14 protein-coding genes are annotated in these 17,028 nt (G+C 71.1%); 6 read left to right on the forward strand and 8 right to left on the reverse strand.

The window, feature by feature from the left end; all coding sequences use genetic code 11:
* Positions 1–161 precede the first annotated feature (161 nt).
* On the reverse strand, positions 162–986 hold the full coding sequence (locus tag ACIQFZ_RS23915; RefSeq protein WP_365430785.1) for a maleylpyruvate isomerase family mycothiol-dependent enzyme: 825 nt from the start codon (positions 984–986) through the stop codon (positions 162–164).
* Between the two features lie 181 nt (positions 987–1,167).
* On the opposite strand from ACIQFZ_RS23915, the gene ACIQFZ_RS23920 reads away from it, so the two are divergent.
* The gene (locus tag ACIQFZ_RS23920) at positions 1,168–1,992 is read left to right on the forward strand and encodes a carbon-nitrogen family hydrolase (protein ID WP_402692087.1); all 825 of its coding nucleotides are present in this window, start codon (positions 1,168–1,170) and stop codon (positions 1,990–1,992) included.
* 24 nt (positions 1,993–2,016) lie between these two features.
* Here ACIQFZ_RS23920 and ACIQFZ_RS23925 read toward each other — a convergent pair whose 3' ends face one another.
* On the reverse strand, positions 2,017–2,511 hold the full coding sequence (locus tag ACIQFZ_RS23925; protein WP_365430781.1) for an LURP-one-related family protein: 495 nt from the start codon (positions 2,509–2,511) through the stop codon (positions 2,017–2,019).
* A gap of 110 nt (positions 2,512–2,621) precedes the next feature.
* Here ACIQFZ_RS23925 and ACIQFZ_RS23930 point away from each other — a divergent pair, with 110 nt between their 5' ends.
* Entirely contained in the window at positions 2,622–4,451 is a 1,830-nt protein-coding gene (locus tag ACIQFZ_RS23930) for an NHL domain-containing thioredoxin family protein (protein WP_402692088.1), read from the forward strand.
* Positions 4,452–4,476: 25 nt separating this feature from the next.
* Here the strand turns inward: ACIQFZ_RS23930 and ACIQFZ_RS23935 are convergent, their stop codons facing one another.
* The 5 genes from ACIQFZ_RS23935 to ACIQFZ_RS23955 form a co-directional block, all read right to left on the reverse strand.
* Complete coding sequence (locus ACIQFZ_RS23935) at positions 4,477–4,641, reverse strand: hypothetical protein (RefSeq protein ID WP_172632907.1); 165 nt, start codon at positions 4,639–4,641, stop codon at positions 4,477–4,479.
* Between the two features lie 66 nt (positions 4,642–4,707).
* Positions 4,708–5,877, reverse strand: a complete 1,170-nt coding sequence (locus ACIQFZ_RS23940; RefSeq protein ID WP_365436496.1) for a glycosyltransferase family 2 protein — start codon at positions 5,875–5,877, stop codon at positions 4,708–4,710.
* 178 nt (positions 5,878–6,055) lie between these two features.
* The gene (locus ACIQFZ_RS23945; protein ID WP_402692092.1) at positions 6,056–6,343 is read right to left on the reverse strand and encodes a DUF6458 family protein; all 288 of its coding nucleotides are present in this window, start codon (positions 6,341–6,343) and stop codon (positions 6,056–6,058) included.
* On the reverse strand, positions 6,340–7,638 hold the full coding sequence (locus tag ACIQFZ_RS23950) for a M18 family aminopeptidase (protein ID WP_383057572.1): 1,299 nt from the start codon (positions 7,636–7,638) through the stop codon (positions 6,340–6,342). The genes ACIQFZ_RS23945 and ACIQFZ_RS23950 overlap by 4 nt, the downstream gene beginning before the upstream one ends.
* 142 nt (positions 7,639–7,780) lie before the next feature.
* Positions 7,781–9,607 (reverse strand): acyl-CoA dehydrogenase, encoded by a 1,827-nt coding sequence (locus tag ACIQFZ_RS23955; protein ID WP_402692089.1) that lies wholly within the window; start codon positions 9,605–9,607, stop codon positions 7,781–7,783.
* Between the two features lie 160 nt (positions 9,608–9,767).
* Here ACIQFZ_RS23955 and ACIQFZ_RS23960 point away from each other — a divergent pair, with 160 nt between their 5' ends.
* From ACIQFZ_RS23960 to ACIQFZ_RS23970, 3 genes are all read left to right on the forward strand, one after another.
* The gene (locus ACIQFZ_RS23960) at positions 9,768–10,250 is read left to right on the forward strand and encodes an SseB family protein (RefSeq protein ID WP_141366432.1); all 483 of its coding nucleotides are present in this window, start codon (positions 9,768–9,770) and stop codon (positions 10,248–10,250) included.
* Between the two features lie 117 nt (positions 10,251–10,367).
* Positions 10,368–11,339, forward strand: a complete 972-nt coding sequence (locus ACIQFZ_RS23965; protein ID WP_365420627.1) for a pirin family protein — start codon at positions 10,368–10,370, stop codon at positions 11,337–11,339.
* A gap of 183 nt (positions 11,340–11,522) precedes the next feature.
* The gene (locus tag ACIQFZ_RS23970; protein ID WP_365420624.1) at positions 11,523–12,569 is read left to right on the forward strand and encodes an AI-2E family transporter; all 1,047 of its coding nucleotides are present in this window, start codon (positions 11,523–11,525) and stop codon (positions 12,567–12,569) included.
* 20 nt (positions 12,570–12,589) lie between these two features.
* On the opposite strand, the gene ACIQFZ_RS23975 is transcribed toward ACIQFZ_RS23970, so the two are convergent.
* Entirely contained in the window at positions 12,590–14,815 is a 2,226-nt protein-coding gene (locus ACIQFZ_RS23975) for a SpoIIE family protein phosphatase (RefSeq protein ID WP_402692090.1), read from the reverse strand.
* A gap of 205 nt (positions 14,816–15,020) precedes the next feature.
* Between ACIQFZ_RS23975 and aspS the strand changes: the two genes are divergently transcribed.
* Entirely contained in the window at positions 15,021–16,784 is a 1,764-nt protein-coding gene (gene aspS, locus ACIQFZ_RS23980; protein WP_365420619.1) for an aspartate--tRNA ligase, read from the forward strand.
* Positions 16,785–17,028: the final 244 nt, after the last annotated feature.

The raw sequence follows: 17,028 nt of genomic DNA on the forward strand, positions 1-17,028 counted from the left end.
GACAGGCAACGTTCACCCCGTCGCGACGCCCGGCACGCTCCCCCGAGCTCTTCGAGCAGGGGGGACCCCACTCGCCTCCCCCAAGCTCTTCGAGCAGGGGGGACCCCCAGAACACGCACCGGACGCCGCTCCTTGACGGGCAAACGCTGCCTGCCGGGGCACTAGGCCGTCACCACGAAGTTCCGCAGGATCGCCGCCGCCAGGTCCAGGTCGCCCTCGGTCTTCACACGGTCCGCGACCGCTTCTGGGGTGACCCGGCCGCAGGCCAGGCGGAAGTAGGTCTCCCAGTCGAGCGCGAGGGTCGCCGCCGGGCCGAGGGCCGGGGCCGTCTCCAGGGTGCCGCGGCCCTGGATGTCGACGCGGATCGTGCGCAGGAACTCCACCGGGCCGTGCACGTCGAAGACGATCGCCGAGCTGCGCGGGGCGTCCGCCTTGACCGCGACCACGTCCGGCAGTGCGGCCAGCAGGTAGTCCCGGGCGACGTGGGCGCCGGGCGAGTCGAGGTCGGCGGGGCGGCCGAGGGCCGCGCGCAGGTCCTGCTCGTGCACCCAGATGTCGAAGGCGCGGTAGCGCATGGCCTCTTCGAGAGTGATCTCCGCGCCGAGCGGGCCGCGCATCTTTGTGCCGGGGTCGCGGGACTCGTTCCGCAGCTGGCGGTTGCGGCGGATGATCGTGTACTCCAGCTCGGAGGTCATCTCCGGCGACGTGTGGTGGCGGCGGACGTCGACCTGCATCTCCATGTAGCGCTGGTGCTCGTTGGTGACGTGGAACAGGTCTCGCGGGAGCGCGTGGATGGGCCGCGGGTCGCCCAGCATCTCGCAGTCCATGCCGATGATGTGCGACACGATGTCGCGGACCGACCAGCCCGGGCACGGGGTGCGCCGGTTCCAATCGGCCTCCACCAGGGGCTGCATCAGCTCCGATATCGCCTCGACGGAGTGGGTCCAGGCATCGGCGTAGGGCTGGAGGGTGGGATGCAGACTCACGGAACGGGACCCCTCGGCGGTCGGTACACGGGCGGGTGTGATGGCATTGCCAGTGGGAGGTGGCAGCGGTCGGCGGGTGTCTTGGAACGCTAAGTTACGCTGCTGTGAGGCAGCCCGGCAGTGCTTTCGTGTGACGATCGTAGGCCTGTCCGGACGACTCGAGTGCCAGGACGGTGGTAGTGTGCGCGCCTCGCTGATCCAGATTGCCGTGAACGAGGGTGAATCGGTCGATTCGCGGCGTCGGCGGGCGGCTGCGCTGGTGTGCGAGCAGGCCGGGGCCGACCTGGTGGTGCTGCCGGAGCTGTGGACCACCGGGGCCTTCGCCTTCGAGGAGTTCGAACGCGAGGCCGAACCGCTGGAGGGTCCCACCTACGAGGCGATGGCCAAGGCGGCGAGCGACGCGGGCGTGTGGCTGCACGCAGGCTCGATCCCCGAACGCGCCGCGTCCGACGGCCACTCGGCCGCGGACTCCCTCTACAACACCTCCCTGGTCTTCTCCCCCTCCGGCGAGTTGGCCGCCGTCTACCGCAAGATCCACCGCTTCGGCTTCGACAAGGGCGAGGCCGTGCTGATGAGCGCGGGGCGGGAACTGGTGACGGTCCCTCTGCCGGACACGACCCTGGGCCTCGCGACCTGTTACGACCTCCGCTTCCCCGAACTCTTCCGCGGGCTCGTCGACGCCGGGGCACAGACCCTGGTGGTCCCGGCGGGCTGGCCCGAGCGCCGGCGTGCGCACTGGACGCTGCTGGCCCGGGCGCGGGCGGTGGAGGACCAGGCCTTCGTGCTCGCCTGTGGAACGGCCGGGACGCACGCCGGAGTTCCGCAGGCGGGTCACTCGATCGTGGTGGACCCCTGGGGCGACGTGCTGGCCGAGGCCGGCCCCGGCGAGGAGGTCCTCGCGGTCGACTTCGACCCGGCGAGGGTGCCGGCCACCCGGGACCAGTTCCCGGCCCTGAAGGACAGGGTCCTCGGCCTGGAGCCGCCGCGCCGCCAGGACGACTCCTAGCGCCTGCGGATCCTTCCCCGGCGCCTACCGCTCCTCGCGTTCCTTCTCCGCCAGGTGGATCACGCACACGGCCACCGCGATCACCAGCGCCGGGTCGGCGTCCTCGCGCACGACGTCGACGCCGTAGGTCTCCACGACGCTCAGCCATCGCCGGGAGATCACCGCGAGCAGTTCGCCGTCGTACTCGACGGCGAACTCCCGGTCGAGGATCTTGCCGCTGACGTCGAGCTCGGTGCCGTCCACCATGGACACCCGGTAGTGGTTGCGCAGCAGCGACAGCCGCTTGCGCCTGATCTTCGCCAGGGCCTCCCCGCCCCGCTCGATCACCATCGTGTCCCGCAGCGCGAGCATCTTCTGGTGGATGTTGATCAGGACCCGGCCGTGGGCGTCCTTCAGCTCGAAGGTGTCCCGCAGCCGCATCGCCTTGCCGTCGACGAGGAAGACCTTGCGGCCGTGCTCGTCCTCGATCCAGTAGTCGTCACCGATGCCGAAAATCCGGTCGCGTACGAGGAATCTCATGTCCTCACCGCTTCCCCGGCTCCGCCCCGGCGACGCCGCCGGTGGTCCGACGGGCCCAGTACGGCACCGCGCCGGACGGGCCGCCGCCGGCGGGTGGCACCCTTGGTCCCATGAACGACACGGCACCCCGACGCGCCCGCGTACGCGCCCCCGAGCTGATCGGCAAGGGCGGCTGGCTCAACACTGGTGGGAAGAACCTCACGCTCGCCGACCTGCGAGGCAAGTGCGTCGTGGTGGATTTCTGGACGTTCTGCTGCGTGAACTGCCTGCACGTCCTGGACGAGCTGCGGGAGCTGGAGGAGAAGCACCGGGACACGGTCGTGGTCGTCGGGGTGCACTCGCCGAAGTTCGTGCACGAGGCGGAGCACCAGGCGGTGGTCGACGCGGTGGAGCGCTACGGGGTGGAGCATCCGGTGCTCGACGACCCGGAGCTCGCCACCTGGAAGCAGTACGCGGTACGGGCCTGGCCGACGCTGGTCGTCATCGACCCGGAGGGCTACATCGTCGCGCAGCACGCCGGCGAGGGGCACGCGCACGCGATCGAGCGGCTGGTGGAGGAGCTGGAGGCCGAGCACGAGGCGAAGGGCACCCTGCGCCGCGGCGACGGGCCGTACGTGCCGCCGGAGCCGGAGCCCACCACCCTGCGCTTCCCGGGCAAGGCACTGCTGCTGCCGTCCGGGAACTTCCTGGTCAGCGACACCACCCGGCACCAGCTGGTGGAGCTGGCGGAGGACGGCGAGACCGTGGTGCGGCGGATCGGCCAGGGCGGCCGGGGGATGGCCGACGGCGGCCCGGACCGGGCCCGGTTCCAGGAGCCGCAGGGTCTCGCACTCCTGCCGGACGGCAGCGTCGTGGTCGCCGACACGGTCAACCACGCCCTGCGGCGCTTCGACCCGGAGACGGGTGAGACCACGACCCTGGCCGGTACCGGACACCAGTGGATGCAGGGTGAGGCCACGTCCGGCCCCGCGCTGGACGTGAAGCTGTCCTCGCCCTGGGACGTGGCCTGGTGGAACGGCAAGGTGTGGATCGCCATGGCGGGCGTGCACCAGCTGTGGGCCTACGACCCGGCCGCGGGTACCGTCGCCGTCAGCGCCGGGACCACGAACGAGGGGCTCGTCGACGGGCCCGGCGCGGAGGCCTGGTTCGCGCAGCCCTCCGGCCTCGCGGCGACGCCCGACCGGCTGTGGCTCGCCGACTCCGAGACGTCCGCCCTGCGCTGGGTGGATCTCGACGGCGCCGTCCACACGGCGGTCGGCACCGGGCTGTTCGACTTCGGGCACCGGGACGGAGCCGCCGGACAGGCGCTGCTCCAGCATCCGCTGGGCGTGACCGCGCTGCCGGACGGCTCGGTCGCCGTCAGCGACACCTACAACCACGCCCTGCGCCGCTACGACCCGGCGACCGGCGAGGTCACGACCCTCGCCACCGACCTGCGTGAGCCCAGCGACGCCGTGCTGGCCGGGGAGGACATCGTGGTCGTGGAGTCGGCCCGGCACCGGCTGACCCGGCTGCGGCTGCCGGAGGAGGCGGTACGGGTGGAGGCGGTCGCCCACCGCACCCGGCGCGCGGCGACGGAGGTCGCCCCCGGCCGCCTGAGCCTGGACGTGATCTTCCAGGCCCCGGCGGGTCAGAAGCTCGACACCCGGTACGGGCCGTCGACCCGGCTGCTGGTCTCCTCGACCCCGCCCGAGCTGCTGCTGAAGGGCGAGGGCGCGGACACCGACCTGTGCCGCGAACTGGAGCTGAACCCCGCCGTCCCGGAGGGTGTCCTGCACGTCTCCGCGATGGCGGCCTCGTGCGACGACGACCCCGCGAACGAGTACCCCGCCTGCCATGTGCACCAGCAGGACTGGGGCGTTCCGGTCCGCCTCACCGAGGGCGCGACGGACCGGCTGCCGCTCGTCCTGGCCGGAATGGACGAGACCGCGGAAGGCTGATCGCCGAGTGGCCCTGGGACAGGGTCTAGCGGCGCCGCGGGCGCGGCGCCAGCTTGAACAGGGCCACTCCCGCGGCCACCAGGGTGGTGGCCGCGACCATCATGGCCATGCTGTTCATCCACACGCCGGTGGCGGCCAGCGTGGCGCCTCCGGCGCCGGTGGTGCCGGCGCCGACGACTCGTCCGTACATGTCGTTCTCCTTGCTCTGGTGCGGGTGTGAAGAGGCCGCGCCGCGGGTGCGGCGCGGGATGAGGGGTCAGGTGGCCACCCACTTCTCCTCGCTGCGGCGCAGCAGGCCCCACAGCGAGGAGAAGTAGACGGCGTGCTGGAAGAGGTCGTAGAGCATCTCCGGGATCATCAGCAGCGCCACCAGCATCGGCAGGGGGCCGGCGCGGCGTACGGAGACGACTTTCTCGACGACGAAGATCAGGCCGATCGAGGTCCACACCGGTGACAGGCCCGGCGGGCCGTACAGGGCGATGGACGTGGTCATGAAGGTCAGGTAGACGAGGAAGGACAGCGCGCCGAACCCCATGAGGAACTGCTGGAGGAAGTAGCGGGCGGTGACGCGGGTCCAGCCGTAGTCGCGGAGGTTCTCCAGGGCGCCGCGCTGCCAGCGCAGCCGCTGGTGCCACAGCTTGCCCAGGGTCGGCATGACCTCGGTGGTGACCGCACAGCCCGCCGGCGACATGGCGCGGTAGCCGAGGGTCTTGACCGCCTTGGTCATCTCGTCGTCCTCGGTGAGGGAGGCGAGGCTGTAGTAGCCGCTGCCGCCGCCGATGACACCGGCGCGGCGGGCCGCCCGCACCTCGCGCAGCACCCGGGCCCGGAACATGGTGCCGGTGCCGGTGAGCACCTGCGCCTTGCCCCCGGTGCGCTCCAGCTCCCAGGCGTAGCGGTGGAACTCCATGCGCTGGAGCAGACCGAGCAGGCCGCCGCCCTCCTCGCCGTAGAAGACTCCGCCGACGGCGCCGACCTTGCGGTTGAAGGTGGCCAGGGCGGTCTCGGCGAACCACGGGTTGAGCACGGTGTCGGCGTCCTGCACCAGCAGCAGGTCCCGGTCGTCGAGGTGGGGCAGCACCCAGGCGATGGCCTGGTTGAGGGCGCCTGCCTTCTTGTGCGTGTTGCCCTGGGTGTGGAAGACCTGCGCGCCGTGCGCGACGGCGATCTGGGCGGTGTCGTCGGTGCAGTTGTCGGCGACGACCACGATCAGGTCCGGCTGCCGGCTCTGCCGCCACAGGCCCTCGATCGCGGCGGCGACGCGGTCCTGCTCGTTGTGGGCGGGGATCAGGACCGCGAGCCGGGGTCTGCCGGGTGGTTCCTCCTCGGCGGCGTGCGCGCGGCGGGCGGCGTGCCGGCCCGCGGGTCGTGGCCGCGCTGTCGGCGCAGCACCCAAGGCGCCGCCGCGTGCGGCGAAGTCGAGCACGGCAGAGTCCCCCGTCGTGATGGTCGCTTGGCGCCCGGTTTCTCCCCTACGGGCCCAAGGGCGCCAAGTCTTCACGAAATTCACACAACACGACAAGGAGGTGCGCGTAACGGAATGCTCAAGCTTGTGGCCGACTGTCCGTCATGTTCCGTGGCCGCGGGACCGGCTCGGCACGTGCTCAGATGCCGTAGCCGTCGTCGTAGCCGTCGCGTGCGTGGTGGTGGCGGTCCTCTTCGACGACCGTGGTGGGGGGCGCCATGACGCGGCGGCGCCGGTAGATGCTGCTGAACGTCGTGACGCCGATCAGGCCGACGATCATCAGGATGACGCCGACCACGTGCAGGTCGACCCCCTGCATGTGCCAGTCGGTCGCGAACGTGAGAATGGCTCCCACGGCGATGAGGATGATGCAGCCTCCCCCCTGCTCGAGCGAAGCCGAGAGCTTGGGGGAGGCCGTGCCGCTCAGCCCTCCAGGAACGCCACCAGCGCGTTCGCCAGCAGGAACGGGTCGTCGGCGGCGCACAGTTCACGGGCGCTGTGCATCGACAGGATGGCCACGCCGATGTCGACGGTGCGGATGCCGTGCCGGGCCGCGGTGATCGGGCCGATGGTCGTGCCGCACGGCATCGAGTTGTTGGAGACGAAGGACTGGAAGGGGACGCCGGCCTTCTCGCAGGCCGCCGCCCATACCGCGCGTCCCGAACCGTCCGTTGCGTAGCGGTTGTTGACGTTGACCTTGAGGATCGGACCGCCGCCCGCGCGCGGGTGGTGGGTCGGGTCGTGCCGCTCCGCGTAGTTGGGGTGGACGGCATGGCCGGTGTCGGAGGACAGGCAGACCGTGCCGGCGAAGGCGCGTGCCCGGTCCTCGAACGACCCACCGCGCGCGAACACCGAGCGCTCCAGCACCGATCCGAGCAGCGGGCCGTCCGCGCCGGTGTCCGACTGGGAGCCGTTCTCCTCGTGGTCGAAGGCGGCCAGCACCGGGATGTACGGCAGCTCCGGCGACCCCGCCGTGACGGCCGCGAGCGCCGCCGCGGCGGCGTGCACCGACAGCAGGTTGTCCATCCGGGGGCCGGCCAGCAGCTCCCGGTCCCGGCCCAGGTAGGCGGGGGGCTCCACGGAGTGCGTCATCAGGTCCCAGCCGGCCACCTCGCCCGCGGCGAGCCCCGCCTCCGCCTCGAGGAAGGCGATCAGGTCGCCGTCGCGGACGTCGTCGCCCAGGCCCCACACCGGTTGCAAGTGCCGCTGCTTGTCGAGCTTGAGGCCCTCCGCCGAGACCTGGCGGTCCAGGTGGATCGCCAACTGGGGGACGCGCAGCAGGGGCCGGTCGACGTTGACCAGGCGGGTGGAGCCGTCGCGCAGCGTGAGCCGGCCGGCCAGGCCCAGGTCGCGGTCGAGCCAGGAGTTCATCAGCGGGCCGCCGTAGATCTCCACGGCGACCTGGCGCCAGCCGTGGGCCCCGGTGTCGGGCAGCGGCTTGACCCGCAGGTTGGGGGAGTCGGTGTGCGCGCCCACGATGCGGAAGGGAGTGTGCGGCGCGGCACCCTCGGGGACGTACCAGGCCACGATCGCCCCGCCACGCAGCACGTACTTTCCGCCTGCCGTGCCGTCCCACGCGTCCGTCTCGCAGACCTGGCGGAAGCCGGCCTTCTCCAGCCGCTCGGCTGTGTTCGCCACGGCGTGGTACGGCGACGGGCTCGCCGCCAGGAAGGACATCAGGTCGTCGGTGTGGCCGCGGTCGAAGCGCTGGCTTGTACTCATGGGTTCACCTTAACGACGTCACGAGGGTCCGCTCCCGGTGCCGGGAGCGGACCCTCGTGGGTGGGGGGTGGGGGGGTGAGCGCAGGTGGGGGGGTGCGAGCGCAGGTGGGGGGTGGGTGCGCGCGCCGGGGCCGGGACCGTCCTAGAAGGCGGCCTCGTCCAGCTCCATCAGGTCCAGGTCCACGTTCTGGGCGACCTTGCGGGCCAGGGTGACGCCCGGCAGGACGTTGGCCGCGAAGAACTTCGCCGCCGCGATCTTGCCCTGGTAGAACGCCCGGTCCTTCGAGGAGGCCGTCTGAAGCTTCTCGGTGGCGATCGCGGCGCCCTTGAGCAGCAGGTGGCCGACGATCACGTCACCGGAGGCGAGCAGCAGGCGGGTGGTGTTCAGGCCCACCTTGTAGATGCTCTTGACGTCCTTCTCGGTGGCGGCGAGGCCGATCAGCATCAGGCCGACGAGGGCCTCCAGTTCGGCGGCGGCCCTGGCGAGGTGCTCGCGGGCGCCGGCCAGGTCCTCGCCGCCGGTGCCGAGGGCCAGGAACTCCTTGATGTCCTCGGCGATCGAGTTCAGCGCGGCGCCCTGGTTGCGGACGATCTTCCGGAAGAAGAAGTCCTGGCCCTGGATGGCCGTGGTGCCCTCGTACAGGGTGTCGATCTTGGCGTCCCGGATGTACTGCTCGACCGGGTACTCCTGGAGGAAGCCGGAGCCGCCGAAGGTCTGCAACGACTGGGCGAGCTGCTCGTACCCCTTCTCCGAGCCGTAGCCCTTGACGATGGGCAGGAGCAGGTCGTTGAGCGCGTGTTCGGCCGAGGCGTCCTCGCCGCCCGCCTCCTTGACCGCGATCGTGTCCTGGACCGCGGCGGTGTGCAGGACGAGGGCGCGCATGCCCTCGGCGTACGCCTTCTGCGTCATCAGCGAGCGGCGCACGTCGGGGTGGTGCGTGATGGTGACCTTGGGCGCGGACTTGTCCATGAAGTTCGCCAGGTCGGGACCCTGGACGCGCTCCTTGGCGTACTCCAGCGCGTTCAGGTAGCCGGTGGACAGCGTGGAGATCGCCTTCGTCCCGACCATCATGCGGGCGAACTCGATGATGCGGAACATCTGGCGGATGCCGTCGTGCTTGTCGCCGATCAGCCAGCCCTTGGCGGGGTGGCGGTCGCCGAAGGTCATCTCGCAGGTGTTGGAGGCCTTCAGGCCCATCTTGTGCTCGACGTTGGTGGCGTAGACGCCGTTGCGCTCGCCCAGCTCGCCGTTCTCCCAGTCGAACAGGTACTTCGGCACGAGGAAGAGGGACAGGCCCTTGGTGCCGGGGCCGGCGCCCTCGGGGCGGGCGAGGACGTAGTGGAGGATGTTCTCCTCCATGTCGTGCTCGCCGGAGGTGATGAAGCGCTTCACGCCCTCGATGTGCCAGGAGCCGTCCTCCTGCCGGACCGCCTTCGTGCGGCCGGCGCCGACGTCCGAGCCGGCGTCGGGCTCGGTGAGCACCATGGTGGAGCCCCAGGTCTTCTCGACCGCGATCGAGGCGATCTTCCGCTGCTCCTCGGTGCCCTCCTCGAAGAGGATGCGGGCGAACGCCGGGCCGGAGGAGTACATCCAGATCGCCGGGTTGGCGCCGAGGATCAGCTCCGCGTAGGCCCAGATCAGGGACGGGGGAGCGGTGGTGCCGCCGATCTCCTCGGGCAGGCCCAGGCGCCAGTACTCGGAGTCCATGAAGGCCTTGTAGCTCTTCTTGAAGGTCTCCGGCACCGGCGCGGTGTTCGTCTCGGGGTCGAACACCGGCGGGTTGCGGTCGGCGTCGACGAAGGACTCCGCCAGCTCGTTCTCCGCCAGGCGGGTCAGCTCCTCCAGGACGCTCCTGGCGGTGTCGGCGTCCATCTCCTCGAACGGACCGGTGCCGTACAGCTTGTCGCGTCCGAGCACTTCGAAGAGGTTGAACTCGATGTCGCGGAGGTTCGACTTGTAGTGCCCCATGGCCACGGCTCCCGTCGAGGACTCGGCGAGGCACTGGCTCCTCGCATCTGGTTCACGTACCAACTAGTAGCTCCGATGATGCTACCCGTCGGTAATAAGAAGCAACCCCGATCCCGCCATGTGTGACCGAGCCCTCGTGCGGGTCAGTACGCTGTGGCTCATGTACGGATACGGCCAGCCGATGGACAGCGGGGCGGCACAGCAGGGGTACGTCCCTCCGCAGCAGCAGATGCCCGGCGGTGTCGGCGGTTACGGCCAGCAGGCTCCGGCCTACCCCGAGCCCTCGCCGCCCTCGCTCGCGGACGCGGTGCGCGCCTTCACCACGGGGCAGCTGGCCGCCGAGGACTTCCAGCAGGTGTTCGCGACCTCCAAGGTGTACTGCCCGCGCGGCGACAATCCCGGGTTCCTGGCGCTGCACAACACCCAGCAGCCGGTGATCCCGATGTTCACCTCGCTCAAGGAGCTGCGCCGGTACGCGGGCAAGGAGTCCAAGTACTTCGTGATCACCGGTGCCGAGGTGATCGACCTGCTGCCGACCGGCTACGGCTTCGTGCTCGACATGGAGGGCGAGCACCGGATGGTGTTCGACGCCAAGGCGGTCGAGCAGATGGTCGACTTCGCGATGCGCCGGATGTACGGCTAGCGCCGGCCGTGGACGCCACCGCCCGGAGCCCGGAGGGAATTCCCTCCGGGCTTCTTCTGTTGGGGGTGGCAGAAAGTTCAACGCTCAACTAAAGTGGTCGCACAAGGAGGAACCGACATGCCTGCAGTGACCGTCGAGAACCCGTTGACGCTGCCCCGTGTGGCCGCGCCCGCCGATGCCGTGGCACGTCCCGTGCTCACCGTCACGACCGCGCCCAGCGGATTCGAGGGCGAGGGCTTCCCGGTGCGCCGGGCGTTCGCGGGGATCAACTACCGCCACCTCGACCCGTTCATCATGATGGACCAGATGGGTGAGGTGGAGTACGCGCCGGGCGAGCCCAAGGGCACCCCCTGGCACCCCCACCGTGGCTTCGAGACCGTCACGTACATCATCGACGGAGTCTTCGACCACCAGGACTCCAACGGTGGTGGCGGCACCATCACCAACGGCGACACCCAGTGGATGACGGCGGGCAGCGGCCTGCTGCACATCGAGGCCCCGCCGGAGTCGCTGGTCGTGTCCGGCGGCCTCTTCCACGGCCTCCAGCTGTGGGTGAACCTGCCGGCCAAGGACAAGATGATGGCGCCGCGCTACCAGGACATCCGCGGCGGCAGCGTCCAGCTCCTCACCTCCCCCGACGGCGGCGCGCTGCTGCGGGTCATCGCCGGTGAGCTGGACGGCCACGCCGGCCCCGGGATCACGCACACGCCGATCACGATGATCCACGCGACGGTGGCGCCGGGCGCGGAGGTCACCCTGCCCTGGCGGGAGGACTTCAACGGCCTGGCGTACGTGATGGCGGGACGCGGCACCGTGGGCGCCGAGCGCCGGCCGATCCACCTCGGCCAGACCGCGGTCTTCGGCGCCGGTTCCTCGTTGACCGTCCGCGCGGACGAGAAGCAGGACGCGCACACACCCGACCTGGAGGTCGTCCTCCTCGGCGGGCAGCCGATCCGCGAGCCGATGGCCCACTACGGCCCCTTCGTCATGAACACCCGGGACGAGCTGATGCAGGCGTTCGAGGACTTCAAGAAGGGCCGCCTCGGCACCGTCCCGGCGGTCCACGGGATGACCGAGGACGGGCTGTAGGCCTTCCCGGTCGCTGGGAGCGAGGGCCCCGTCCACTTGAGGACGGGGCCCTTCCGCGTTCCTGCCGGGCCCGGTGCGGGATACGGACCGCGCCACCGGCCGGACCGCCGGTGGCCGGCGCCGTGTCACCCGGGTGGGCCGTCCGCGCGGGACAGCCCGTCCGGCGTGTGATCGTCTGGAGGCGTGCAGGCCCCCGCCCCGCTGCTGCCCGAGCCCGTCCGGCGTCTCGCCGCCTGGTGCGCCGCCGTTCTGCTGGTGTCCGGGGTGGTGTGGATCGGGGCCCAGCTGTGCGTGGTGTTCCGGACCGCGGTGATCCCGGTGCTGCTGGCGCTGCTGGGGACGGCTCTGCTGCAGCCGCTCTTCCGGCGGCTCGTGGAGGCGGGGGTGAACCGGTCGCTCGCCGCCGGGATCACCTGTGTGGCGGTCGTCGTGGTCGTCGGCGGTGCGGTGTACATCGTGGTCGCCGCGCTGATCGACAGCGGGGACCAGATCATCGCCTCGCTCAAGAAGGCCGCGCAGTCGCTCGCCATCCACTTCGGGGCGGCCGGGACCTCGCTGGACGACCTCGCCTCCAACGGCAGGCGGCTGCTGGAGAAGTTCGGCGGGACGGCCGCCTCCAACGTCATCAGCGGGGTCAGCGTGGTCGGCGAGTCGCTCGCCATGGCCGTCCTGGCCCTGCTGCTCGTGTTCTTCTTCCTGCGCGACTCGCACAAGGCCGCCGCCACCCTGCGCACACTCTCCCCGCGCGGGACCGGCGACACCGCGGAGGCCATGGCCCGGCGGGCCTTCGCGGCCGTGGAGGGCTTCATGCGCGGCACGACGCTCATCGCGCTGATCGACGCCGGCTGCATCACCGTCGGCCTGCTGGTGCTGAAGGTGCCCGGTGCGGTCGGGCTCGGCGCGCTGGTCTTCGTCGGCGCCTACATCCCCTACCTGGGCGCCTTCCTCTCCGGTGCGGTCGCCGTACTGGTCGCGCTCGCCGACCGCGGGTTCGTCATCGCGCTGTGGGCGTTCGGGGTGGTGCTGGCGGTACAGGTGCTGGAGGGGCATGTGCTCCAGCCGGTGATCCAGAGCCGGACCGTGCAGATGCACCCGGCGGTGGTGATGCTGGCGATCACCGGGGGCGCGTCGGTCGCCGGGATCGTGGGGATGCTGCTGGCGGTGCCGCTGACCGCGGCGGCCTTCGGGACCGCGCACGAGCTGCGGGAACGGTACGCGGCTTCGCCGTAGGGCTCACGCGGCGGAGCGGCTCACCTGGCCGGCGAGGCCTCGTACAGCTCGAACCAGATGCTCTTGCCCTGGCCCCGCGGCACGACGCCCCACGCGTCCGCGAGCAGTTCGATCAGCACCAGTCCGCGCCCGGAGGAGGCGAGTTCGCCGGGCCGGCGCTTGTGCGGCAGATCGTCGCCGGCGTCGGTGACCTCCACCCGCAGACGCCGCTCGCCCCGCTCCCCGCTGACCTCGGCCAGCACCAGCGCGTCGACGTCGGTGTGCAGCAGGACGTTGGCGAGGGTCTCCGACAGCAGCAGCACCGCCGAGTCCACGTGCTCCTCGCTCGACCAGTCGTGCAGTAGCTCCCGCAGTTGCTGGCGGGCCACGGAGACCCGCTCGGGCTCGGCCTGCGCGACCGTCATCAGGGTGTGCCGCAGCCTGGGGCGGACCGCCCGGCCGTCGCGGCGCCGGCTCAGCAGCAGCACGGCGATGTCGTCCTCGCGGCGGTCGGCCAGGGGCCCGGTGGTGTGGTGCGAGGAGGGTCCGTGCACGGCCTGCACCAGCGCGTCGGCGAGTTCCTCGGCGTCGCCGCCGTGCCGTTCCAGGATCGTACGGATCCGCTGCCATCCGGTGGCCAGGTCGTGGCCGCCGGTCTCGATCAGGCCGTCCGTGCAGATCATCATCGTCTCGCCCGGCTCCAGGGTGAACCGGGTGGTCGGGTAGTCGGAGTCCGGGTCGATGCCGAGCGGCAGCCCGCCGGCCGTCGGGCGTTGCAGCACCGTGCCGTCCGCCATCCGGATCACCGGGTCCGGGTGCCCCGCGCGGGCCACCTCCAGGACCCCGGTGCGCGGGTCGACCTCGGCGTACAGGCAGGTCGCGAAGCGCAGGTCGGCGACCTCGTCACAGTCCTCGCCGTTCCCGCCGTCCTCGCCGTTCCCGCCGTCCTCGCCGTTCCCGCCGTCCTCGCCGTTCCCGCCGTCCTCGCCGTCGGCACCGGCGGCGAGGATGCCGTGCAGGAAGCGGGAGGCGCGGGAGAGCACCGCGTCGGGGCGGTGCCCCTCGCAGGCGTAGGCGCGCAGGGCGATGCGCAGCTGGCCCATCAGCCCCGCGGCGCGCACGTCGTGGCCCTGGACGTCCCCGATGACCATGGCGAAGCGTCCCGACCCGGAGGACGTGCGGGACCGCGAGGTGGCTCCGGGCAGCGGGATCATGTCGTACCAGTCGCCGCCGACCTGGAGGCCGCCGCCGGTGGGTACGTAGCGGGCGGCCATGTCCATGCCGGGGACCTCGGGGCCCAGCGTCGGCATCATCGACCGCTGGAGGCCCTCGCTCAGCTCCCGCTCGGTCTCCGCGGTCCCGGCCCGGGACAGGGCCTGGGCGAGCATGCGGGCCACCGTGGTCAGCACCGAGCGCTCGTCGGGAGTGAAGGCCACCGGGTAGGTGAAGGCGGCCATCCAGGCGCCCATCGTGCGGCCCGCGACGGTCAGCGGCAGGAACGCCCAGGAATGGCGGTGGAAGCGCTCGGCGAGCGGCCAGGTGAGCGGATAGCGGGACTTGTACTGCCCCGGGGAGGAGAGGTAGACGGCCCGCCCGGTGCGGACCACCTCGGCGGCCGGGTAGTCCGTCTCCAGCGCCATGTGCACGAAGGGGCCCTCGTCGCCGGGCCGCTGCCCGTGGTGGCCGATGATCGTCAGCCGGTCGGCCTGGACGCCGAAGACCGCCAGCCCGTCCGGCGAGAATCCCGGCATCGACAGGCCGGCCGCCACCCGCAGCACCTCCGCAGTGGAGCGGGCCTCGGCCAGCGCCCGCCCGGCGTCGAGCAGGAAGGCCTCCCGCGAGCGCCGCCAGTCCCCGGTGACCGCTCTTCGCCCGGCCGGGGAACCGGGCGTCGGCTCGGCGACCTCCTGAAGGGTGCCGATCAGCTTGTACGCCTTCTTGCGGGCGTCGAAGGTCGGCTTGGAGCGGCTGCGCACGACGCGGATGATCCGGTTGCGCTCGTCCATGATGCGGATGCGCACCTCGGCGAGGGTGCCCTCGGTGACGGCCAGCTGCACCACGCCGGTTATCTCGTTCCAGTCGACCGGGTGGAGCCGGGCGCGCACCTGGGCTTCCCTGAGTGTGGCCGCCTCGGCGGGCAGCCCGAGCAGTCGGGCCGCCTCGGCGTCGACCGAGACCAGGCCGGTGGCCGTGTCCCAGTGCCACATCCCGGTCGCGAGGGAGGCGAGTACGTCCCCCACGGCGGGCAGGGGCTCACCAGTGCGCATTGCCCCACTGTAAGAAGAGGCGATCGAACACTGCCACCGAAGGTGTATGGCCGTGCGGACTTCGGTGCTGCCCCCGTACTGCCCCCTCACCGCCCGGGACCTCTCTTAATGGTGGGGAGCCGATCTTGAGGTGCCCGGTACGCTTGGTAGGTCCGGGCCGTGCCCGCCCGGTGATCCCCGATCCGCGAAGACTGGATGAACGACGATGCATCGGTACAGGTCCCACACCTGCGGCGAGCTCCGCGCCTCTGACGTCGGCACCGACGTCCGGCTGAGTGGCTGGCTGCACAATCGGCGCGACCTGGGCGGCATCCTCTTCATCGATCTGCGCGACCACTACGGCATCACGCAGCTCGTCGCCCGCCCCGGCACGCCCGCGTACGAGGCCCTCGACAAGCTCTCGAAGGAGACCGTCGTCCGCGCCGACGGCAAGGTCGTCTCCCGCGGCGCCGACAACGTCAACGCCGAGCTGCCCACCGGCGAGATCGAGATCGAGGTCGGCGAGGTCGAGGTGCTGGGCGCGGCGGCCCCGCTCCCCTTCACCATCAACACCGAGGACGGGGTCAACGAGGAGCGGCGCCTGGAGTACCGCTTCCTGGACCTGCGCCGCGAGCGCATGCACCGCAACATCCTGCTGCGCACGGCGGTCATCTCCGCCATCCGCCACAAGATGTCGGCGATGGGCTTCAACGAGATGGCGACGCCGATCCTGTCCGCCACCTCCCCCGAGGGCGCCCGCGACTACGTGGTCCCCTCCCGTGTGCACCCGGGCAGGTTCTACGCCCTCCCGCAGGCCCCCCAGCAGTTCAAGCAGCTGCTGATGATCTCGGGCTTCGACCGCTACTTCCAGATCGCGCCCTGCTTCCGTGACGAGGACGCCCGCGCGGACCGCTCGCCGGGCGAGTTCTACCAGCTCGACGTCGAGATGAGCTTCGTCGAGCAGGAGGACGTCTTCCAGCCGATCGAGAAGCTCATGACGGAGCTCTTCGAGGAGTTCGGCGGCGGCCGCCACGTCACCTCCCCCTTCCCGCGGATCCCGTTCCGCGAGGCGATGCTGAAGTACGGCTCCGACAAGCCGGACCTGCGCGCCAAGCTGGAGCTCGTCGACATCACCGACATCTTCGCGGGCTCGGAGTTCAAGGCGTTCGCGGGCAAGCACGTCCGCGCGCTGCCGGTGCCGGACACCGCCGGCCAGCCCCGCAAGTTCTTCGACCAGCTCGGCGAGTACGCGGTGGAGCAGGGCGCGAAGGGCCTGGCGTGGGTGCGGGTCGGCGAGGACGGCGCGCTGACCGGCCCGATCGCGAAGTTCCTGACCGAGGAGAACGTCGCGGAGCTGACCAAGCGGCTGTCGCTGGCCCCCGGTCACGCCGTGTTCTTCGGCGCGGGCGACTTCGACGAGGTCTCGAAGATCATGGGCGCGGTGCGGGTGGAGGCCGCCAAGCGCGCCGGCCAGTTCGAGGAGAACGTCTTCCGCTTCTGCTGGATCGTCGACTTCCCGATGTACGAGCGGGACGAGGAGACGGGCGGGATCGACTTCTCCCACAACCCGTTCTCGATGCCGCAGGGCGGCCTGGAGGCCCTGGAGACCCAGGACCCGCTGGACATCCTGGGCTGGCAGTACGACATCGTGTGCAACGGTGTCGAGCTGTCCTCCGGCGCCATCCGCAACCACGAGCCGGACATCATGCTCAAGGCCTTCGAGATCGCGGGCTACGACCGTGAGACCGTCGAGGAGAAGTTCGCCGGCATGCTCCGCGCGTTCCGCTTCGGCGCCCCGCCGCACGGCGGCATCGCGCCGGGCGTCGACCGCATCGTCATGCTGCTCGCGGACGAGCCCAACATCCGCGAGACCATCGCCTTCCCGCTCAACGGCAACGCCCAGGACCTGATGATGGGCGCCCCGACCGAACTGGACGAGTCCCGCCTGCGGGAGCTGCACCTGTCGGTACGCAAGCCGCAGCCGAAGTAGTTCGCCGCGGACGCGCGAGAGGCCCGGAACCCCCTCGGGGTTCCGGGCCTTGCCGTATGAGCAGACGGAGGGGCGGCTCGTTTCCGGGGGCAGAGCTCTCAGAGGGCATTCTGAGCCGGTATGACGGTTTCACGATCGCCTGATCGTGCGGGTTTGGGCGGTTGGGGCTGGTCCTGCTGCTTGGTCCTGCTGGGCTGTTCGGATGAGTGACCGCAAGCCCTACAAGAGCGACCTGTCCGATGAG

The sequence above is a fragment of the Streptomyces sp. NPDC093064 genome (assembly GCF_044754605.1).
In the GTDB taxonomy this organism is placed as follows: Bacteria; Actinomycetota; Actinomycetes; order Streptomycetales; family Streptomycetaceae; genus Streptomyces.